The sequence below is a fragment of the Streptomyces sp. CB00455 genome (assembly GCF_001905445.1).
In the GTDB taxonomy this organism is placed as follows: domain Bacteria; phylum Actinomycetota; class Actinomycetes; order Streptomycetales; family Streptomycetaceae; genus Streptomyces.
Map to the genome: position 1 here is coordinate 112,986 of NZ_LIVQ01000012.1, position 19,774 is coordinate 132,759.

At 69.9% G+C, this 19,774-nt stretch carries 18 protein-coding genes; 12 read left to right on the top strand and 6 right to left on the bottom strand.

Annotated features, from left to right (window positions below; genetic code table 11):
• Positions 1–12: 12 nt before the first annotated feature.
• From AMK16_RS31870 to AMK16_RS31880, 3 genes are all read right to left on the bottom strand, one after another.
• A complete protein-coding gene (locus AMK16_RS31870; RefSeq protein ID WP_073920812.1) occupies positions 13–1,317 on the bottom strand; it encodes a ParB/RepB/Spo0J family partition protein in 1,305 nt (434 codons plus the stop codon).
• Positions 1,314–2,480, bottom strand: a complete 1,167-nt coding sequence (locus tag AMK16_RS31875; protein WP_073920813.1) for a ParA family protein — start codon at positions 2,478–2,480, stop codon at positions 1,314–1,316. Before AMK16_RS31875 ends, AMK16_RS31870 begins: the two co-directional genes overlap by 4 nt.
• A 273-nt stretch (positions 2,481–2,753) precedes the next feature.
• A complete protein-coding gene (locus AMK16_RS31880; protein WP_073920814.1) occupies positions 2,754–3,023 on the bottom strand; it encodes a hypothetical protein in 270 nt (89 codons plus the stop codon).
• A gap of 137 nt (positions 3,024–3,160) precedes the next feature.
• Here AMK16_RS31880 and AMK16_RS31885 point away from each other — a divergent pair, with 137 nt between their 5' ends.
• The 9 genes from AMK16_RS31885 (at position 3,161) to AMK16_RS31925 (ending at position 13,302) form a co-directional block, all read left to right on the top strand.
• Positions 3,161–4,195, top strand: coding sequence for a helix-turn-helix domain-containing protein (locus tag AMK16_RS31885; RefSeq protein WP_073920815.1), 1,035 nt, complete (start codon positions 3,161–3,163; stop codon positions 4,193–4,195).
• Positions 4,196–4,542: 347 nt separating this feature from the next.
• Positions 4,543–5,811, top strand: coding sequence for a cupin domain-containing protein (locus AMK16_RS31890; protein ID WP_073920816.1), 1,269 nt, complete (start codon positions 4,543–4,545; stop codon positions 5,809–5,811).
• A 584-nt stretch (positions 5,812–6,395) separates the two neighbouring features.
• Positions 6,396–7,238: a JmjC domain-containing protein gene (locus tag AMK16_RS36420; protein ID WP_073920817.1), complete on the top strand. Its 843-nt coding sequence runs from the start codon at positions 6,396–6,398 to the stop codon at positions 7,236–7,238.
• A gap of 2 nt (positions 7,239–7,240) precedes the next feature.
• Positions 7,241–8,563 (top strand): MFS transporter, encoded by a 1,323-nt coding sequence (locus tag AMK16_RS31900; protein WP_158071270.1) that lies wholly within the window; start codon positions 7,241–7,243, stop codon positions 8,561–8,563.
• Entirely contained in the window at positions 8,560–9,240 is a 681-nt protein-coding gene (locus AMK16_RS31905; protein ID WP_073920819.1) for a 2OG-Fe(II) oxygenase, read from the top strand. Before AMK16_RS31900 ends, AMK16_RS31905 begins: the two co-directional genes overlap by 4 nt.
• Positions 9,233–10,276 (top strand): ribosome small subunit-dependent GTPase A, encoded by a 1,044-nt coding sequence (gene rsgA / locus AMK16_RS31910; RefSeq protein WP_073920820.1) that lies wholly within the window; start codon positions 9,233–9,235, stop codon positions 10,274–10,276. Before AMK16_RS31905 ends, rsgA begins: the two co-directional genes overlap by 8 nt.
• A 112-nt stretch (positions 10,277–10,388) precedes the next feature.
• Positions 10,389–10,928: a carboxymuconolactone decarboxylase family protein gene (locus tag AMK16_RS31915; RefSeq protein ID WP_073920821.1), complete on the top strand. Its 540-nt coding sequence runs from the start codon at positions 10,389–10,391 to the stop codon at positions 10,926–10,928.
• A 15-nt stretch (positions 10,929–10,943) separates the two neighbouring features.
• Complete coding sequence (locus tag AMK16_RS31920; protein ID WP_073920822.1) at positions 10,944–12,257, top strand: MFS transporter; 1,314 nt, start codon at positions 10,944–10,946, stop codon at positions 12,255–12,257.
• A 235-nt stretch (positions 12,258–12,492) separates the two neighbouring features.
• Complete coding sequence (locus tag AMK16_RS31925) at positions 12,493–13,302, top strand: SDR family oxidoreductase (protein ID WP_073920823.1); 810 nt, start codon at positions 12,493–12,495, stop codon at positions 13,300–13,302.
• Between the two features lie 52 nt (positions 13,303–13,354).
• Here the strand turns inward: AMK16_RS31925 and AMK16_RS31930 are convergent, their stop codons facing one another.
• Together AMK16_RS31930 and AMK16_RS31935 are read right to left on the bottom strand one after the other, a co-directional pair.
• Positions 13,355–14,320, bottom strand: coding sequence for a ParB/RepB/Spo0J family partition protein (locus AMK16_RS31930; protein ID WP_242439020.1), 966 nt, complete (start codon positions 14,318–14,320; stop codon positions 13,355–13,357).
• A gap of 53 nt (positions 14,321–14,373) precedes the next feature.
• Complete coding sequence (locus AMK16_RS31935) at positions 14,374–15,549, bottom strand: ParA family protein (RefSeq protein ID WP_073920825.1); 1,176 nt, start codon at positions 15,547–15,549, stop codon at positions 14,374–14,376.
• Positions 15,550–16,550: 1,001 nt separating this feature from the next.
• Here AMK16_RS31935 and AMK16_RS31940 point away from each other — a divergent pair.
• From AMK16_RS31940 to AMK16_RS31950, 3 genes are all read left to right on the top strand, one after another.
• Positions 16,551–17,252 carry a hypothetical protein gene (locus AMK16_RS31940; RefSeq protein ID WP_073920826.1) on the top strand — a complete coding sequence of 234 codons (702 nt, stop codon included), beginning with the start codon at positions 16,551–16,553 and terminating at the stop codon, positions 17,250–17,252.
• Positions 17,253–17,315: 63 nt separating this feature from the next.
• A complete protein-coding gene (locus AMK16_RS31945) occupies positions 17,316–17,732 on the top strand; it encodes a hypothetical protein (RefSeq protein WP_073920827.1) in 417 nt (138 codons plus the stop codon).
• 447 nt (positions 17,733–18,179) lie between these two features.
• Positions 18,180–18,494, top strand: a complete 315-nt coding sequence (locus AMK16_RS31950; RefSeq protein WP_073920828.1) for an NIPSNAP family protein — start codon at positions 18,180–18,182, stop codon at positions 18,492–18,494.
• 15 nt (positions 18,495–18,509) lie between these two features.
• Here AMK16_RS31950 and AMK16_RS34590 read toward each other — a convergent pair.
• Positions 18,510–19,318 (bottom strand): IS5 family transposase gene (locus tag AMK16_RS34590; protein ID WP_443333630.1). Its coding sequence is split into 2 segments (ribosomal slippage): positions 18,510–18,998 and positions 19,001–19,318, totalling 807 coding nucleotides; the frame shifts between segments, so codons are not numbered across the junction.
• Positions 19,319–19,774: the final 456 nt, after the last annotated feature.

The window sequence follows — 19,774 nt, forward strand, 5'->3', positions numbered from 1 at the left end:
GTGCGATCGCCGCTACCCGGGCCGGGACGCCGCGCGTGCCTCGATGATGCGCTGCAGGAGGACCTCCAGCTGAGCTTCGTCCATCCTGGCCACCACGAGGTCCGCGACCTTGTGCCCGTCCGACCACGGCATCCGGTTGAGCTCGCTCACGTGCACCCAGCCCGCGCCCGGAAGCGCCCCGTCTTCCCGACCGCCGACGGCCCCTGCCTTACTTACGCCGTAAAACTCGGCCACCCCGTCACCGGCAGCGCCGCTCTCGTCGCTTACGCCGTAAAACCCTCCCGGCACGCCGCCCCCGGCGCCCTCGTTGCTTACGCCGTAAAACCCGCCCGGCTCGCTGGACCCGCCAGCCGCACCAGGGCCTTCGCTCACACCGTAGAACTCGTCCAGCGCGCCGTCCTCGGCAGCCCCGTTGCTTACGCCGTAAAACTCCGCGGGCTGCCCGCCCGCAGCGGCCTCGTTGCTTACGCCGTAAAACCCTCCGGGCACGCCGCCCCCAGGGCCGTCGCTTACGCCGTAAAACTCGTCCCCACCGGAGGCATCGGCATCGGCCCGCCGCGCCGCCGCGGCCGCCCGCCCCCGCGGGGTCTTCGCCTTCCCGGCCTTCGCCGCGTGCCGCTCGCTGAGCCGGGCCTCGATGAAGGCCCGCTGCTCCAAGGGGTCCTTGCGCCCCGCGCTCCGCGCGATCTCCAGCGGGATCTCCCCCGCGTCGACCCGGTCCTGCACGTCCTGCGGCAGCGCCAGCAACGCACGGCGCTGCGAGATCCATCCCGAGTTCAGCCTGCCGCCCAGCAGCTCGGCGACCGCCGCCGCGCTGCCGTGGTGGGCGACCAGTGCCTCCAAAGCCCGGGCCTCCTCCATATAAGTGAGGTCCTTGCGGAAGTGGTTCGCACTGAGCGCCGCCGCCAGGATGTCCTGCGGCGTGCCCGCCGAGGAGTCGTCGACCGTCACCTTCAACACCGGCAGCCCGGCCGAGCGCGCCGCCGCCAGCCGGCAGTGCCCGTCCAGCACCACGTACTCCGCGTCCGCCGGCACCTCGTCCTGGTACTCGGGGTGCGCGACGAGGAAGGCGAGCCGGGTCATCACCGTCGCCGGCTGGACCTGTCCGACCTGCCCCATGTTCGCGCCGAGCGCCGAGACGTAGCCCTCGTCCATGACCTCGCGGGGGTTGCCGGGGTTGTGGGTGATCCTGTCCAGCGGGATCTCGGACGGCGCGGAGCCGACGAGGCTGTCGATCAGGTGGCCCCGGATGCTGCGCGGCGAGGCGGCGTGGCTGAAGGCCGCCGAGGGGCCGACGCGGTCACGGGCGGCGGTCATGAGATCTCCCTGGCGATGTTGCGCAGGATGTCCGCCTGCTCGGAGTGCGGGGCGTAGGCGAGGAGCGGCCGACGCGCCCTGGCGGCTTCCCGCTGCTCCTTCAGACGGGGAATGACACCGATGACCGGCGGATCGCTGAGCTCCCGCCACGACTGGAGCGAGGAGGTCACGACGTAACCGTCGCGCGAGTCATAGGCGTTGACGACGAGCCCGAGGTAGTCCACCTCGACCCGCCAGTCCGTCTTTCCGGATTCGATCTGCTCGATGAGCATCGAGTAGGCGTCCGCGGACGAGTCCTCGGCGAGCACCGTGATGACCGCCCCGGACACCCGCGCCGCCTCGCCGTCGCGGCGGCGGCCGTAATAGATCGCCGCGTCCATCGCCATGCCGAGGCTGGGCGGGCAGTCGATGATGATCGCGTCGTAGTGCGGCTCCAGCGCCTCCAGCGCGCGTTCCAGCGTCGCCTGCCGGTTGCGGGCCTGGACGATCATGACGTCCAGGAGGAAGGCGTCGGCGCACGCGGGCAAGACGTCGAGCCGTTTGCCGAAGCGCGGCTCCTCGACCGTGACCACCAGGTCCCGGATGTCGCCGCGCGCCTGACCCGACATGAACTTCGCCAGGCTGTCCCCGTCGTGCGGCAGCTGCGCCAGACCGAGCTGCTTGGTGAGGTGGCCCTGCGGGTCGTAGTCCACCAGCAGCACCCGCAGCCCCAGCCCACCCAGGTCGGTGTCCTCGGCCAGCGCCTGCCCGATCCCGGCGGAGATGGTGGTCTTGCCGACGCCGCCCTTCTGATTGCAGACGATCTTGCGCTGCGGAATGCCGGTGGCGGCCGGACGCCGCCGCCGCGGCGAGGGGTGCGCCTCCAGCCACAGCCGCACCGCCTGGCTGAGCCCTTGTACATAGGGGATGCCCAGCCGTACGCAGTCGCGCTTGAAATCGTCGTACAGCTTCTCCGGCAGCCACGTGGCGAACGAGTCCGCCCCCGCCGTCTCGACCGGGGGAAGCGTCCCGTCCACCGCGGCCCAGTCGGTGATGGCCTCGGCCACCGCGTCCTGGATGTCGATGGTGAGCTCCGCGGCCCGGACCTTCAGGTCCGTACGCAGTGCTCCGGGCAGCTTGGAGACAACCTTCTTACGGTCGGACGGGGACTCTGTGGAGGACATGGAGCAACCTTACTAACTCCGGCGCTCCCATCTAGGGCCCTGCAGAAGGCAATTGGCGGACCGGCTCTGTTTTACGCCGTAAGAAGCCCTGCCCCGGCCGTGTTCCGCAGCGAGCGGCGCCTGCGCACGTCGTAGGGCCAGGTCAGCACGTCAGGAGAAGCATCCCGCCCCGGCTATCCCAAGAATGAAGCGGTGGCAAGGGACACCTCGTCAGACGGCGAGACTTCGGCAGCTGACCGGAACTCTGCGAGCACCTTCGGGAACGCCGCAGTGCTATGCGGGACGCGCCAGTTCCCATCCTGGGAGCGCGGCGGAGCGCGCGAGCGCCCGCCGGCACATGCCGTGGCAGTGCGCGCGCGCACTCGCCGCATCGGGCGCGATCAAGAAGGCCACGCCCCGGGCGCCGGAACGTGCGGTGTGCACGCGCAGGTGTTCCACCCGGTCGCCCGGCTCGCACGCATCCCACAGCGCGCGGAGCACCGCATCGGCGGGCACGTCCGGCGCGCTGGGCGGCTTGGTCAGGGCGAAATCGACGAGGTGCACGCACCGACTATGCCCGAAGCGGACCGGCGATCCGCCGCGGAGGTGGGGTCACATCCGTGCCGTGGCATGGATGTGACCCCACCGACGGCCACGGCCGGCACCACCCGGCCACTCCACACGACTTCAGGGGAACACTGATGCTGCGGGCACTGGGACTCGACGAACGGACGGAGTCCGTCTACCGCCTCATGCTGGAGCACCCCGACTGGGGAGTGGACCGTCTCGCCGGAGCACTGGAACAGAACAGGGCAGCCATCACCTCCGCGCTGGACCGGCTAGCGGACCTCGCGCTGCTGCGCACATCCGCCGCCGATGCCGCCACGCCCACTCCGGCTCCCGATCCGGCTCCCGGCCAAAGCGCCCTGCGCCTGGTCCCGCCCCGGGCCGGCCTCGCGGCCCTCCTCGCGCGGCGGGAGGAGGAACTGCGCCGCACTCAGCTGGAGGTGGACGCCGGACGGGCCGCGGTCGCGGACCTGCTCGCCGACTACGCCTCGCTGGGCCGCGAGAGCGCCGCCGACGCGGTGGAGAGGTTCAGCGGCGGTGTCGCGGTGCGGCGGCGCCTGGAGGACCTCACCCTCCGCGCCACCGACGAGATCCTGGTCCTCGCCCCCACCGGCACCTCCCCCGGCGGACCGTGGGACCTCGACGTCCCGCTCCACGAGGAACAGCTCAGCCGGGGCGTACGGGTACGCCTGCTCCACCTCGACAGCACCGCCGGCTCCCCCGACCGTCGCCGCGCCATGCGCCGGTTGGCACGGGCGGGCGCCGAGATCCGCACCGTGCCAGCGCTGCCCCTGCACATGCGCATCGTCGACGGCCGGAGCGCCGTCCTGCCGACGAACGCTGACGACGCCGCCCCCGGACAGGGCGCCGTCGTCATCCAGGAGCCGAGCGCCCTGATCGGACTGCGCGCCCTGTTCTCCTACTTGTGGGACGACGGCGCCCCCCTGGCAGCGGAAGGAGCCGATGCCACGGACAGTGCGGACTATTCGGCCCAGGAGCGAGCCCTGCTCCGCTTCCTCGCGGACGGACTCACCGACGAGGCGGTCGCCCGCAGGCTCGGCATCTCCCTGCGCAGCGAGCGGCGCATGATCTCCAGCCTGTCGGAGCGGTTCGGCACCCACAGCCGCTTCCAGCTGGGCCTGCAGGCCGTCCAGCGGGGTCTGCTGTGAGGGCCGCGTGACACGAAACTGCCAGGCGAATTCCCTGCCACGCACAACGACTGACAACAACGCCGCGGGCATGCCAAGCTCATTTCCAGAAGCAACCGGGAGCAGTCGTCAACCCTCGCCGAACGGCTTTCGGTAATCCACCCCACGAAAGGAAACGGTCACAATGGAGAACGAGAAGAACCTGGTCATGGAGATCCTTGAGGACGACAACTTCGACTTCGAGGCCGAGTTCGGCCCGCGCCAGGACGTCGGCCACTGAGGCCCGCATCCGTCACGCGGCCGGTTGTCTGAGAAGACACCGGCCGCGTCGGCCTATTTACCCCGATTTCCCGGATAGCGGTGAATTGATGACCACTCAGATCAGCCAGACCAGTCGGACGAGCACCGACACGAGGAAGTGGAAGGCGTTCGCGGCCGCCCAAGCGCCCGACTTCAGCGACACGGCCTTCCTCTCCGCACTCGTCACCGACCCGGACCACGTCGGCCGGCTCATCGGTGACAGCCTGCGCACCGCGACCCGCCGTGCGCCCGGTGACCTGCGGCTCAGGGCGTTCCGACCCGGCGCCTTCGACTACCGGCTGACGAAGCGGTTCATCGATTCGCCCCTGACGGCCGACGAGAGCGCCGTCCGATGGCTCGCCCGTACCGTCGACAGCCGCGAAGCGTGCCTGGCCGTCAATGACATCGCCTCCTGGAGTCTGCCGCTCGCCGACTGGGTGTCCGGTCTCCTGCGCGAGATCGTCGCCGAAGGAATCCACGAGCTGCCCTCCGGCACGGACGTCTACACGTTCGTCGCCGACTCCGGCTGGACCCCGTTCGGAATTCACAAGGACTCCGAGCCGTCGCTCATTTTCCACCTCGGCCCCTCCCCCAAGGAAGTATGGGTCTGGCAGGAAAATCCCTTCGACGCCTCCGGTATCACGCCGAGCCCGTCGTTCGGCCGCATCACCTTCGACATCGAGGATCACCTCTCCTCGGCGGAACGCTATGTGCTGCAGCCAGGTGATTTCATCTGCATACCGAAGGACACGTTCCATGTGTTCCGGAATCTCGGTCCCTCCGCATTCCTGGGCCTCACCCTCTACCCGGTGAAGAGCCGCTCGCTGCTCACCGAGGCGCTCTGGCGCTCGACCCCCGCCCCGGGCGCGTCCGCCCTTGCCGCCTACCCCAGCGGACGGGAGGTCGCCGCGCTCGCCCAGGCCGTCTTCACGGAGGCCGCCATTGCGGGCCCCGCATCCGGCCTGCCGCTCGCCGACCGGATCGAGGCCGAACTCGCCCTCGGCCAGCTGCGGCTGCGCACCAACGGCTACCTCAGCCGCCCGCACCCCGCCGCCCTGCCGACCGGTGATCCCGAGGACGGGCAGCTCCTGCGCTGGGCCCATCCCGGTGTCGTCGCCGCGACACGAACCGCCGCCGGCGCCTTTCTCGTCGTGCGCGGCCGCTCCCTGCCGGTCCCGGACGGACTCGACTTCACCGCACTGGAGCAGGCGACCCGCTCCGGGCAGCCGTTCACCTTCACCGCACTCACGGAGTCCCTGCCGGCGGGCCTGGACACCGCCGCGCGCGAGGCCCTCGCCCGCAGGATCCACGCGGCGGGGGCGGTGACCCCATCATGACCGGCTTCGACGCCTTCGCGTACGCCCAGCACCTGCTGACCGCACTCGGCGATGCCGACACGCTCCCCCCGGCCTCCGGAGTCCGCCTGTACGCTCCCGCGGGTGCTAACGCCGTTAGCACCGCAACGGCCCCAGCCCCTCCGGGTGCCAACGGCGTTAGCACCCCGGCCGACGCAGCCGGCTCCGGCCCCTGGGGCGCTAACGCCGTTAGCACTCCCTCCCACTCAGCGGGCTCCGCGACCGCAGGTGCTAACGCCGTTAGCACCCCACCGAACCCGGCAGCCCCTGCCGAGTCAGGTGCTAACGCCGTTAGCACCTCAGTGGTCCTAGCCGTCCCAGCCGTCCCAGCCCCTCCGGGTGCTAACGGCGTTAGCGCCCGGCCCGACCCTCCGGGCTCCGCGCCCGGGGGTGCTAACGCCGTTAGCACCCCACCCCCCGCCGCAGACCCTGCCGAGCCACGTGCGAACGCCTTCGGCACGCAGACCCTGCTCAACGGCGTCTGGTCCGCCCTCGCCCGCCCCGGCGCGCTGGCCACCAACTTCCGTCTCGTCGAATCGGGCCGCCAGGTCGACCGCAGCCGCTGGATGCGCTCGCGCGTCGGCGACGGCGAGGTCCTGCACACCACCCTCGTCCCCGCCTACCTCCACAGCGCGATCGAGCGCGGCGCCACCCTCGTCATCAGCCACATCGAGGCCCTCGACGAACACGTGATGCTGCTGTGCGAGGCCATCGAGTACCAGCTGCACGCACGCGCCTGGGTCAACTGCTACATCACCGCGGGCGACGCCTCCGCCTTCGACGTCCACTCCGACGACCACGACGCGCTGATCCTCCAGCTGCTCGGCCGCAAGCACTGGCAGGTCGACACCCGCGTCGGCGCCCGCTCCCGCGACCTCGCCCCTGACAGCCTGGACCGGATCCTCGAGCCCGGCACGTGCCTGTCGGTACCGCGCGACACCGCCCACCGCGTCTCCGGTACCGGCGAGCTCACCGTCCACCTCACCATCGGCTACGAGCCCTTCGCGGATCTGCGCGAGGAAGCCCACGCAGCCCACGAACTCCTCGGCACCAGCGCCCCCGAGCCGGACCGGGAGTGGCTCGCCACCCGCCTGGCCATGCGTCCCGACCGCCGCGCCGGCGCCTCCCTGCGCTCCGCCCTGACCGGTGAGGTCAGCGACTCCACCCGCATCCGCTGGGCGAGCCGCTTCCCGCCCAGGATCCGCACCACGGACGACGGCCTCGTGGTCATCACCATGGGGCGCCGCATCCGGCTCGACCGGCGCCTGGCTGCCACGGTCGACCTCCTCTCCCGGGGCGGCGCCCTCACCTGGCGCGAGCTGGCCGCCCGCAGCGATCTGCCCGCCGCCGACCTGCGCGAACTCGTCCGCTTCGGCGCGCGCAACGACTTCCTCATCTGCGAAGGGTGACCGTGTCCACCACCGTCCGGCTCAAGGACAAGACCGCGATCCTGCGGGAACGACGCTTCGCCACGTTCTTCGCGGGCAACGTCGTCTCCAAGCTCGGTGACGCGGCGGTCCCCGTCGCCTTCGCCCTCGCCGCCTATCAGGTCTCCGGATCCGCCTCCGGTATCACCTGGGTGCTGCTCTCCCTCTGGGGCGCCCGGTTCTTCATGATCGCCACCGGCGGCCGCCTCGCCGATCGCTACGACCGGATCAAGGTGATGATCGGCGCGGACGTGCTCCGCATCGTCGCCCAAGGCGCGCTGGCCCTGCTGTTCGCCGGGCTGCTGCCCGTGCAGAGCTGGCACCTGTGCCTGTCCGCGGCCCTCTACGGAGTCGGCACGGCCCTCTACAACCCCGCCCAGATCGGCCTGACGCCCGAGCTCGTTCCCGATGGGAGGCTCCAGGACGCCAACGGCCTGCTGTCCCTCGTCGCCGATGTCGCCTTCCTGCTGGGACCTGTCTTCGCCGGCGTGCTGATGGGCACCGTCGGCTTCACCTGGGTGCTGTGGATCGACGTCGCCTCCTTCGCCGTCAACCTCGTCCTCCTGCTGCGGCTGGCCCGCATCCACACCCCGGCCCGTCGACGGCCGCCCACGTCACCGGCCGCCCACGAGGTGGCGGCCGCCCACGAACCGACCGCGACCGGAGACGAGCAGCCCGCAGACGAGTCCCAGCCCGCATCCGAGCCCGAGGACACCCGCTTCCGCGCCGGTTTCGCCGTCATGGCCCGCTACCCGTGGTTCGGATTCGGCATGGCCCTGTGGTTCGTCGTCTCCCTCGGCATCGGCCTGACCGCCGTCGCCGGCCCCGTCATCGCGGTCGAGTCCCTGGGCGGCACCAGCGCCTGGTCCGTCCTGGCGACCTGCCTGGCCGTCGGCTCCCTGCTCGGCTCGCTCACCGTCATCTCCGCGACCAAGCAGCACCCCTGGCGGGCCGCGGCCGCGGTCGTCACCCTCGGGGCCGTCCTCCAGTTCACCGCGCTGACCATGCGCGACCACCTGCCCACCGCCGTCATCGGAGCCTCGTTCGCCCTGTGCGCCCTGACCACCGCCGCCTGCGGCATCGTCTGGGACACCGCCTACCAGAGCGAGATTCCCGAGCGCTACCTCTCCCGCGTCGGCTCCGTGGACAACTTCGTCAACGCCGTCGGCGTACCCGCCGGCATGCTGCTCGGCGGCCTGTTCACCGACCACTACGACGTCCTCTTCCTCGGCATCTCCCTCCTCCTCGCGCTGCTCGGCATCCCGGCCGCCCGCCTGGCCGGCCGGCAAAGGAAGGCCACCTCATGAACCTCGCCACCGTCCTCGACGCGCCCGCGACCGGACCGGGTGCGCACGTCCATTCGCGGGGCGAGCGCTTCGTCGTCATCGACGACCTGCTCCCCGAGGCCGACTTCGCCACGACCACGGCCGCCTTCACCGGCCTGCGCCTCAAGCCCGTCCTGTCCACGATCGACCCCGTCTACGACGGCTTCGCCTACCGGGCCGGCGAGGACAAGCAACCCCTGGCCGACCGCCCCGGCGCCCCCGATTCCCCGCGCTGGCAGCGCGCCGTCAAGGAGCAGGTCACCGAACACCTGGACCTTCTCGGAGCCCGGCCCGGAGACGACGGCCTCGCCCTCACCTTCAGCGCCTGGGGCTATCCCGCGGGCTCCCGGCTCAGCTGGCACAACGACGCCGGCGCCGGCCGGGTGGGCGCGTACGTCTACTTCACCCATGCCGCCTGGGACGCGAGCTGGGGCGGCGGCCTCGCCCTGATCGACGAGGAGTCCCGCGACGACGCGGCCGACGGCGCCGCCCTCGTCCACAGCCCCGCCCACCCCACCCTGATCCTGCCCCGCCCCAACCGGCTCGTCGTCTTCCGCTCCCACACCATGCACGCCGTCCAGCGCGTCGATTCCGCCGCCGGCGACCGGCTGCGCCGGACCTGGACCGGCTTCATCACCGAGGGAAACACCCATGACTGACACGCTCACCGTCCCCGATTCCCTCCAGCGCCTCGGCTGGAGCGCCGCCGACGAAGACCGCTGGACCGGCCACGGCGCCCCCGCCCGCGTCGTCGTCAACCACGGATCGGTGTGCGAGGTCCTGCTCACCGGGGCCGACGGGCGCCTCCTGCACCACTCCGCAACCCCCGCCCCCGCCCTGCCCGCGACCCCCGTCGCCGGCGACTGGGTCGAACTCGGCGCCGACGGCCGCATCCACGCGGTCGCCCCCCGCCGCGCCGTCCTCTCCCGCGCGGGCGCCGCCGGCAGCGGGCCGCAGGTCATGGCCTCCAACATCGACACCGTCCTGATGGTCGTACCGCTCGACGGCGGCCTGAACGCCAAGATGGTGGAGCGGCTCTCGGTGATGGGCTGGGAGAGCGGAGCCCAGCCGGTCCTCGTCCTGTCCAAGAGCGACCGGACCCGCGACGAGGGCGCCGAGGACGCCTCCGCCGCCGAACTCCTCAGCCCCGGAGTGCCCGTCCTGCCCGTCAGCGTCCTCACCGGCCAGGGCCTGGACACCCTGCGCGCCTGGCTCGGCCCCGGCACCACCGCGGTCATGCTCGGTCCCTCCGGTGCGGGCAAGACATCACTGCTCAACGCCCTCGAAGGCACCCACGAAGCGGTCACCGCCGTCGGCCGCTCCGGCGGCCGCCACACCACCACGACACGCCGCCTGCACCTGCTCGCCTCCGGCGGCGTCCTCCTCGACATCCCCGGCATCCGCTCCCTGGAGGTGGCCGCCGGCCGCGCGTCCGTCGACGAGGTCTTCGCCGACCTCGCCGCCTACGCCCTGCAGTGCCAGTACGGCGACTGCGGTCACGCCGGTGACGGCGGCTGCGCCGTCGAGGAAGCGGTGCGCACCGGCGAACTGCCCCGCGCCCGCCTGGCCAACTGGCGCAAGCTCCAGGGCGAGATCGCCTACCGGGAGCGGCGCGAAGACCCGGCCGCCATGGCCGAGGTGCGCCGCGAGTGGAAGGCCGTCAGCAAGCAGGCCCGCAGGGGCCGCAGGGGCTGACCGTCGAGCCGGTCAAGGCTCCGGATACCGCACGGCAGGAGTTGGTGCGCACGTACGCCGTTGCCAACGATGACACGGACCAGCAAGCGACCCATCACGAAGGACGCATCCGGTGCCGCACATCACGATTGCCAGCGACCTGCCCGGTATCAGGGGCCTCATGACCGACCACCCCGACACCGCCGCACCGCTCAACGCCCTCGCCGACACCCTGTTGCGCGGCCCCTCCCCCCTCCCCCGCGGCGAGCGCGAGCTGATCGCGACATACGTCTCGGAGCTCAACCGCACCCGCTTCTGCTCCGACACCCACGGGGCCGCTGCCGCCGCCCAGCTCGACGGAGGCCCCGAGCTCGTCAAGGCCGTCCAGAACGACGTCGACTCCGCCGCGCTGCCCCCGCTGCTGCGCGCCCTGCTGCGCGTGGCGGCCGAGGTCCAGGCCCAGGCCGCGCCCGTCGCCGACGAGACGATCGCCGCCGCCCGCGCCGAAGGCGCCACCGACGACCACCTCCACGACACCGTGCTGATCGCCGCGGCCTTCTGCATGTACAACCGGTACGTCAGCGGGCTGGCCACCGCCATCCCCACCGACCCCGGCTACTACGAGGAATCGGGCCGCCGGATCACCACCCACGGCTACGGCCGCGCGGTCTGAGAGGGCTGACCGACCATGACCACTGCGTCCCCCAAGACCCCCGCCCCCCGGCAGTCCCACCGGCGCGCGGTCACCGCGACCGTCGTAGGCAACTTCGTCGAGTCCTTCGACTGGCTGGGCTACGGACTCTTCGCGCCGCTCCTCGCCGCCCGCTTCTTCCCGTCCAGCAATCCGGTCACCTCCCTGATCGGGGCGTTCACCGTCCTCGGCATAGGCGTCCTGGTACGCCCGCTCGGCGGCATCCTGCTCGGCCGCCTCGCCGACCGGCGCGGCCGCCGTCCCGCCCTGATGCTCGCCATCACCATGATGACCGCGGGCTCGTTCCTCATCGGCATCACACCGACCTACGACCAGATCGGCATGCTCGCCCCGCTCGTCCTGCTCCTGGCCCGCGTGGCCCAGGGCATCTCCTCCGGCGGCGAATGGCCCGCGGCCGCCGCCTACCTCATGGAGGTGGCCCCGCCCAAGCGCAAGTCCCTCTACGGCAGCCTCTTCTCCCTGACCACCTGCGCAGGCGCCTTCACCGCCTCCCTCCTCGGCGGCTCCCTCACCGGCGCGCTCGGCGCCGATGCCATGGCCGCCTGGGGCTGGCGCATCCCCTTCCTCGTCGGCGGCCTCTTCGGCGTCATCCTGCTCGTCCTGCGCCGGCAGCTCGCCGAGACCGAGGTCTTCCAGCGCGAAGCCAAGGCCCTGCCCACCCGCGGCTCACTGCGCGAAGTCCTCGTCACCTACCGGCGCCAGGTACTCCTGTCCGTGCTGTTCATCGCCGGCATGGCCACCGTCGGCAGCACCTGGACCTCCGTCATCCCGGCCACCGGACAGCGCCTCGCCCCGCCCGGCCAGATGTTCTGGGTGGTCGTCTGCGCCACGACCATCCTCATGGTGGTCAACGTCCCCATCGGGCTGCTCGCCGACAAGGTCGGCCCCCGGCGCTTCCTGCTCGCCGCGAGCGTCCTGTTCGCCGTCACCGGCTCGTACACCTTCCTCACCATCGAAGGCACCTTCACCAGCCTGCTGCTCACCTACCTCAGCGGGACCGTCTACCTGGTGTGTGCCACGACCACGCTCCCCGGCATCCTCTCCGAGCTCTTCCCGCCGGAGAACCGCGCCCTGGGACTCGGCCTGCCCAACGCGGTCACCTCGGCCGTACTGGGAGGCATCGCCCCGCCGCTGGCCACCTACCTCGGGGACCACGACGCGTCCGGCTGGTTCGTCGGCGGTGTCATGGCCGTCGTCCTGCTCGCCTGGCCCGCCGCCCTCCTCGCCCTGCGCTCCCCCGCACCGTCCGCACAGGCCCTCGACCGCACGTCCCTGACCCTCACCAAGTGACAACAGCACCCCCGGCCAGGTCGGTATATAACGGAACTTCTACGCCTGCCTGATCTGCGGTGAAGGGGATCCGTAGGCTCAGTCGACGACCAGTCACATCACCGACGACGAGCTCATCCGGATCCAGGTCAGAACGGCGCCCACCTTGATGCAGACGCAGACGCAGTCGCTTGCCTCTCCCGCCATCGTCCTGTCGCGGGCCACCACGGTGCCGCTGCAGATTCCGCGGCCCCGTATGGGGGAACGCGACCACGCGGAAACCGCCAGGACCAAGACCACCACAGGGCCGCTCGGCGGCAAGACGGCCCTGGTCACCGGAGCCAGCCGCGGCATCGGCCGGGGCATAGCCGAACGCCTCGCCGCCGACGGCGCGGCGGTCGTCGTCCACTACGCCCAGAACGGTGCGGCCGCGGACCACGTCGTGGACTCCATCCGCGGCCGCGGCGGCGACGCCTTCGCCATCAGGACCGAACTCGGCGCCGGCGGCGATGCCGAAGCGCTCTACGCCGCCGTCGACACCGCACTGGAACAGCGCGACATGGAACCCGGGCTGGACATCCTCGTCAACAACGCCGCGGTCAGCGGATCCGCCCGGATCCACGAAGTCACCCCGGAGCTCGTCGACAAGATCTTCTCGGTCAACGTCAAGTCCCTGCTCTTCGTCATCAAGGAAGCCCTGACCCGCATGCGGGAAGGCGGCCGGATCATCAACGTCTCCTCCGCCGTCACCCGCGTCGCCTACCCGGAGTCCATCGTCTACTCCATGAGCAAAGGCGCGATGGACACCCTCACCCTCGCCCTCGCCAAGGAGCTCGGTCCCCGGCGCATCACCGTCAACACCGTCTCGCCCGGCTTCGTCGCCACCGACATGAACGCGAAACTGCGCAGCACACCCGAAGGCGCCGCCCGCCTGGCCGGCGTGTCCGTCTTCGAACGCATCGGAGAACCCTGCGACATCGCCGGCATCGTGGCCTTCCTCGCCTCCCCAGACTCCCAGTGGATCACCGGCCAGCGCCTCGACGCCTCGGGCGGCAGCCACCTGTGAGCCCCACCGGTGGGGTGCTAACGCCGTTAGCACCCCACCGACGGACCGCAGGCTAACCCTGGCCGTGCGCGGCCAACAGGCGCTCCAGCAGCACCTCACGCTGCGCCTCGTTCATCTTCTCGAAGACGAGGTCGGCCACGCCATTGCCGTCGTGCCAAGGCACCCGCGGCAGTTTGCGGAAGTCCACGAGCAGACCGGAGTCCGCGGATTCCGGCCCCTCGGACTCCTCGTCCCGCTCACCGGGCTGCCGGCGATCGGCAACGCCGCCGACGGCCGGCGCCGCGGGGGACGGCTCCGGGGTGCTAACGCCGTTAGCACCCCGGGCGGCCCTCTTGCGCCCCTTGTCCGCCGCACGCCTGGCGAGCGCCCCCTCCACGGCGGGCTGCTGCTGCTGAACCGGCAGCTGACCCACGTTGCGGGCGATCTCCACCGGCAGGCTGCGGTTCTCCACCTGCTTCTGCAATTCGGGAGTGAGCTTGAGCAGAGCGATGCGCTGCGTGACCCAGGGGCTGGACTTGCCGAGGACCCTCGCCACCGCACGCTGGGATCCGTGGACGCGGACGAGCCGCTCCAGAGCCTTGGCCTCATCGAGGGGATCGAGGCTCTCGTGCTGGATCGCGGCCGTCAGGGCCGTCTCCAGCAGGGTGTCGGCGTCCTTGGCCAGCGAGTCGTCCATGTGCACCGGTACGTCGTCCAGCCCGGCGAGGTTCGCCGCGGCGAGACGCCGGTTGCCGTCCACGACCACGTAGGACGCCGCCCCGAGCTCCCCCTCGTGCCCGGGGTGGGCCGCGAGGAAGGCCTGCCGGGTCACCACGGCAAGGGGCTGGATGACCCCCCGCGAGGTGAGGCTGTCCGCCAGGTCGTCGACCGATTTGAGCTCCTCCCGCGGGTTGTACGGGTTGTGCGCGAGCGCGTCCAGAGCGACCCGGAGCGTCCCGGGCCGGCCGCCGTCCCCCGCCTCCGCCGCGGACACCTCCTGCCCGGAGAACCGCGCGAAGGAAGCGGCCCTACGGCTCATGGGCTGAGCAACCGCATTGAAGGTGGGGGAGTCCCCCAGCATGTCCGCCTTGCTCACGTGACCTTCACCCCTCGGGCGATCTTGCGCATCTGATGGGACTGCTCGCAGTCGGGCGCGTAGTCGAGCAGCGGCCGCTGCTTGCGCACGGCCTCGCGCTGCTCCTTGACGTCCGGCACGACGGCAAGGACCGGGGGAGTACCGAGCGTCTTCCACTTGTCCAGCGACGACGTCGCGATGTACCCGCGGCGGCTGTCGAACTTGTTGACGACGAGACCCAGCTGCTCGATGACGATGTCGAAGTCCCGCGAGAGGGAGTCGATCTGCTGGATGAGCATGCCGTAGGCCTGCGCCGAGGTGTCCTCGGCCTCCACCGGGACGACGAGCCCGGACGCACCGGGCTTCTCCCCGTCCCGTTGACGGCCGTAGTTCAAGGCGGCGTCCATGGCGAGACCGAGGCTGGGCGGCGAATCCACGACGATGACGTCGAAGTGCTCCTCCAGGGGGGCCAGGGCGCGTTCGAGGGCCGCGTGGCGAGGTCCGCGGAAGATGGTGAGCCCCGAGTCGAGGAGGAACGCGTCGAACGCCGCGGGCAGGATGCGCAACCGCCCCCCGAACCGCTCGCCACTTATGGCGACGGTCAGGTCGAGCAGTGACCGCTTGGCCTGCTCGCGGTGCAACATGTGCGTGATCAGGCTCTCCTCGCCCGCCGGGATCGCGGTCAACCCGAGCTGGTGCGTGAGGTGGCCCTGGGGGTCGTAGTCGACGAGGAGCACCCGCAACCCTCCGACCGCCGCGGCGCCGACCGCGTTCGGCGCCTCCGCGAGCGCCTGGGCGAGACCGGCGGAGACGGCCGTCTTGCCGACGCCGCCCTTCTGGTTGCAGACGATGATGCGCCGGGTGGTCTCCTGCGCGCCCGCAGGATTGTCGGCCAGCCAGAGCACCACGGACTGCGCCAGCCCCTGGATGTAGGAGACGCCCCGCTCACGGCAGTCGGCCTTGAAGTCCTCGTAGAGACCCTCGGGCAGATAGGTGCCGAACGAATCGGCCCCGGCGGTGTTGACGCTGGGCAGCTCGTCAGCACACTCCCGCCAGGCACGGATACCGCCGGCGACGGCGTCCTGCATGTCGGTCTGCAGCTGCGCCGCACGGACCTTGAGTGCTTGCTGGAGGTGAGCGGGCAGCTTGGAGACGAGCTTCTCCCGCTCACCTCCGGAGTGAGGAGATGACATAGCGGCAGCATACTGCCGTACAAGCGCTTGCAGACTGCACGTTAGATGCGTTTTGCCTATTTCCCGCGTTAGTTCCTGTCCTGGTACTAACGCCGTTGGCACCAGAGGAGGCGCTGTTGCCCTTCTCGACCCCGTTACCGAAGGGAGTCTTGCCGCTAGTCCACTGCGGACCGTGAATCCCAGGGGCCAGCCCCTGGACCCCGCCAGCGCCTAGGCCGCGCTGGACCGGCCTTGGCATGGGGGGCTACTCGCCCCCCAGACCCCCTCGCCAGGCGCTCAGGCGCCCTGGACCCGCTCCCCCTGACGCCCTGCCCCAGCTCCCTGACGGTCACTGGCGCACCCCTCGGGCGCGGGGCGCCCTCACTGGGCATCAGGGCCTGCACTTCCCGTGGCTGATGCCGCCTCACCCTGAGGCGGGACGGGTCCTGCAGTCGCCCAGGCGAAGGCAGTCGGGGGTCAAGGTGTGCCGGCTGAGCTCCTCCAGGGGTGCCAAAACCAAGCAGAGATCCCAGCATGAGACAGCAAAACCCGTACGCGCCGAGCCCGGTGGGCACGTTGCTCTTTTATAAGAGGCGCCGCGTCCAACATGCCCTCTGACCTGCGGTTTTGTCCCCAGGTATGTGTCCCCCAGGACACATTTGGCACCTCGAAATGTTATCCCGGCGGGCACATTTCGCGGAAAAATCAAGCACCACTTGATTTTTCAAAACGGCTCCCCGGCCCCCGATCGCCGCAGGTCAGAGCGTCGCCCACCCCAACACCCCACGTCAGACGGGCTGTCCACTGAATCCTGAAATGTGCCACTATCGCGACAGCCGAAATCAAGCAGTCGTGTACTTTCGTCGCTGAGCCGCTGGAAAACTCCACGTGTCCTGTACTTTCCAGGGGTCCGTCGAACCGCCCCGGCTCACACCCGACTTCCGGCGCGCCGCCGCGCCGAAAGACAAGCACAGGTTGATTTTTTGGATAGTCTCGGACCGCCTGAGTAACAAGGAGGTCTTGTGACATCTGATCCGCCCGCCCGTCGACGACAGGGCGGGCCCCGGCCTGTTCCCGTCCCCGTCACCGGCAGCGAAGCCGAGTACGGAGACATCCTTGCCGTCCTCGGCCGACAGCTCGGAGAGACGGTTGCCGAGGCCACCGACCCCGGTGGCCGTCGTCGGCTCACGGGAGTCCACTTCGAGTACGCTGCCGACCCGAAAGCCGTCCACGACATGGCCGGAGGCGCCGGCTACAGCCTCGCCAGCAACTGGTTCACACAGTTGCTCGCCCAGCTCGCCGTCGCGAACAGCATCACCAAGTCCCAGCTCTGCGTCTTCCTCTTCGTGGCCGGCGGACAAGTGCCCGGGACCGGCATCACCCAGTACACGCAGCAGGAGATCACGGACGGACTGAACAAGATCGCCGCACAGAAGGGCGGCAAGAAGATCACCCGTTCCACGGTCAACCGCGCCGTCCAGGCGCTGTGCGGCTACAACTGGGTGGAAAAAGCCGGCAACGGCCGCATCCAGATCAACGTACGCCTGTGGTTCCACGGCAACAGCACGGCCCAGCACGAAGTCCTCGCCGAGATCGCCGACCGGCACGAGCACGACGCCGAGGCGTTCCCGTACGCGCTGGGGCCCCAGGGAGCCCATCAGGAGGAACTCGACCTCGGCTTCGGGACCGAGGAGACCCATCGCGGAAGGAGACGTACCGGGTGATAGCACTGCCAGGCCCCTGCCCGGGCGCCCGCTCACGCTCACGCACACGAGGAAGGCTGTCCCATGGCTAACGTCATGTCTCCGATCGTCGCGGAGCGCATCTGGGCCCTGCCGCTGTCAGGGTCCGCCGTGAAGTTCCTCCAGTACCTGGTCTCACGCAGCGACTTCGGCGGAGCACTGCCGGTCCGTCAAAAGGACATGGCCGCCGAGTACGGAGTCACGCCCCAGGCCGTCAGCGGACTCATGGCGCCGCTGTGCGACCTGAACATCGTGCTCAGGCCGCGCAGCGAGGAACGCAACGGCAACTCCTACCGCCTCCACCCGCTCGCGGCGAAGTACGAGAGCCCCGAGGCCATGGAGGCCGCGTTCCGCGCCGCCCTCGTCCGCATCCAGCAAGGGGACCTGCCCAACCTGAAACTGCCGACGTACCACCAGGCACCACCCGCCCCGACGGGCCGCCCGAAGCTACAGGTCGCCTGATCCGGCAAAGACATGAGGCCCCCCACCGAAGTGGGGGGCCTCATGTGCCTGAGTAACAGCTGGTCCCCCTACTATATCCACCCCTCCCCGAGTCGGAACAGCCAGACGCCACGGCCCAGCCGACAAGGCACACCCGGCCCCCGGGCAGGAAATGTGAAGAAGATGGTCCCGTCCCCACAACAACAGGTCCTGTCGGCGGTCAGTTCAAGTGACTGGCACGCATCTGATCTGGGTTTGTGCAGGTTGATTGGGTGCTGCGCAGTTGCACCGATCTTCGACAGGAGGACCCTTCCGGAGTGCTCCGGGGTGGGTGTCCTCTAAGTCCAGCCTCTATCTCGGTATCAACAATGAATCATACAGAGTGGTGTGATTCCTTCGGACTCTGAGGGAAGCCTGCGTTCCCTCCCATGTGCGGTACCGGCTTTGCGTCGAGGCTAGCCTCGAAGGATGATTACTTGCGTGGTTGAGTACGTGATCGATCCGGTAAAAATCGAAGCGTTCGAGCGTTTCGGGAGCCGCTGGATGGAGCTGGTGGATCGTCACGGCGGGCAGCATCATGGGTATTTCCTGCCCTCTGAGGGTGCTAGTGACAGGGCGCTTGCGCTCTTCAGCTTTCCCAGCCTTGCCGCATATGAGGAGTACCGCACTCTGTTCGGGAGTGACCCTGACTTCATCGATGCGGACAGGATTAGAGACGAGAGTGGCTGTGTACTGCGGTACGAGCGCACCTTTATGCGTCCGCTGCTACCTGAATCCTCCTAAGAGCTCGTAACACGATCATGCGTCGGGCTTGTTGAGGCGTCGCCAGCAGATGAGGCTGCAGGCGAGGGAGACGAACGCGTCGTGAAGCTCGGTGCGGCGTTCCCATCGGACGGCGAGTCGTTTGAACTGGTGGAGCAGGGCGAAGGTCTGCTCCACCACGTAGCGGAGCTTGCCCATGCCCTTGCTGTTCGGGGCTCCTTTGCGGGAGATGACGGGCAGGATCCGGCGTTTACGCAGTTCATCGCGGTTGGGGTTGGAGTCGTAGCCCTTGTCCCCGAGCAAAGCCTCCGGACGTCGGCGGGGCCGGCCGGGACGACCTGCCACGGGTGGGATGCCGTCGACCAGGGCGAGGGTCTGGGTGACGTCGTTGACGTTCGCCGCGGTCGTGATGACTTTGAGCGGGGTGCCGCGTCCGTCGCAGATCAGGTGGTGCTTGCTGCCCGTCTTCCGCCGGTCGACCGGCGACGGACCGGTGTCGGCGCCCCCTTTTTCGCCCGGATGTGGGAGCCGTCCACGCATGCCCTGGACCAGTCGAGGCGGCCGGCCGTGTTCAGCTCGGCGAGCAGGACGCGGTGCAGCTGGTCGAAGACCCCGGCCTGCTGCCACCGCTCCAGGCGCCGCCAGCAGGTCTGCCCCGAACCGAACCCCAGCTCAGGCGGCAGAAGTTGCCACGCGATGTCGTTGCAGAGCACGTACAAGATGCCTTGCAGGCACAGCCGGTCAGCTACCGGCCGCGGCCCTGGTGACCTCGCCGGCCAGGGCGGCAGCAGCGGCTCGATCAGCGCCCACAAGTCGTCATCCACGATCCACGGCCGAGTACTCACACCACCACGAACGGCCGAATCGTCACACCGGTCACGGGTGACCAGGGCATCTCAGCAAGATCCTGTTATGAGCTCTAAGGGCTGCCCCGTAACCCCCGGCCGGGGTACGGCGTCAGCTACGGCCCCTCGCCGCGTTGTCGAAACCTCCTGATACGCCCGGCATGAGGACGCCCCTCCGCCCTCCGCCTTGTGATGTACCGATGCACCGCGGATTACGGGACAACAGCGCACGCTTCGCGTGAGCTGTTCTGTCTGTAGCGAAGCGAAGGACCCCGGCCGAAGGCCGGCAGTGCCTGGAGCGCAGCGGAGGGCACGTCACTTAGGCAGGCCGTAGCGTAGCGGAGCGGAGGGCACGTCACTTAAGCAGGCCGTAGCGAAGCGGAGGCCAGCCTGTCCGTAGCGAAGCGGAGGGCAAGGTAACTTCCGTTCTGTCCGTAGCGAAGCGAAGGACCCCGG

What these genes read in the sequence shown, in the direction of transcription:
- AMK16_RS31870 (WP_073920812.1), bottom strand. Translation starts at nt 1,317, where the DNA reads ATGACCGCCGCCCGTGACCGCGTCGGCCCCTCGGCGGCCTTCAGCCAC.
- AMK16_RS31875 (WP_073920813.1), bottom strand. Translation starts at nt 2,480, where the DNA reads ATGTCCTCCACAGAGTCCCCGTCCGACCGTAAGAAGGTTGTCTCCAAG.
- AMK16_RS31885 (WP_073920815.1), top strand. Translation starts at nt 3,161, where the DNA reads ATGCTGCGGGCACTGGGACTCGACGAACGGACGGAGTCCGTCTACCGC.
- AMK16_RS31890 (WP_073920816.1), top strand. Translation starts at nt 4,543, where the DNA reads ATGACCACTCAGATCAGCCAGACCAGTCGGACGAGCACCGACACGAGG.
- AMK16_RS36420 (WP_073920817.1), top strand. Translation starts at nt 6,396, where the DNA reads ATGCGCTCGCGCGTCGGCGACGGCGAGGTCCTGCACACCACCCTCGTC.
- AMK16_RS31905 (WP_073920819.1), top strand. Translation starts at nt 8,560, where the DNA reads ATGAACCTCGCCACCGTCCTCGACGCGCCCGCGACCGGACCGGGTGCG.
- rsgA (WP_073920820.1), top strand. Translation starts at nt 9,233, where the DNA reads ATGACTGACACGCTCACCGTCCCCGATTCCCTCCAGCGCCTCGGCTGG.
- AMK16_RS31920 (WP_073920822.1), top strand. Translation starts at nt 10,944, where the DNA reads ATGACCACTGCGTCCCCCAAGACCCCCGCCCCCCGGCAGTCCCACCGG.
- AMK16_RS31925 (WP_073920823.1), top strand. Translation starts at nt 12,493, where the DNA reads ATGGGGGAACGCGACCACGCGGAAACCGCCAGGACCAAGACCACCACA.
- AMK16_RS31930 (WP_242439020.1), bottom strand. Translation starts at nt 14,320, where the DNA reads ATGAGCCGTAGGGCCGCTTCCTTCGCGCGGTTCTCCGGGCAGGAGGTG.
- AMK16_RS31935 (WP_073920825.1), bottom strand. Translation starts at nt 15,549, where the DNA reads ATGTCATCTCCTCACTCCGGAGGTGAGCGGGAGAAGCTCGTCTCCAAG.
- AMK16_RS31945 (WP_073920827.1), top strand. Translation starts at nt 17,316, where the DNA reads ATGGCTAACGTCATGTCTCCGATCGTCGCGGAGCGCATCTGGGCCCTG.
- AMK16_RS31950 (WP_073920828.1), top strand. Translation starts at nt 18,180, where the DNA reads ATGATTACTTGCGTGGTTGAGTACGTGATCGATCCGGTAAAAATCGAA.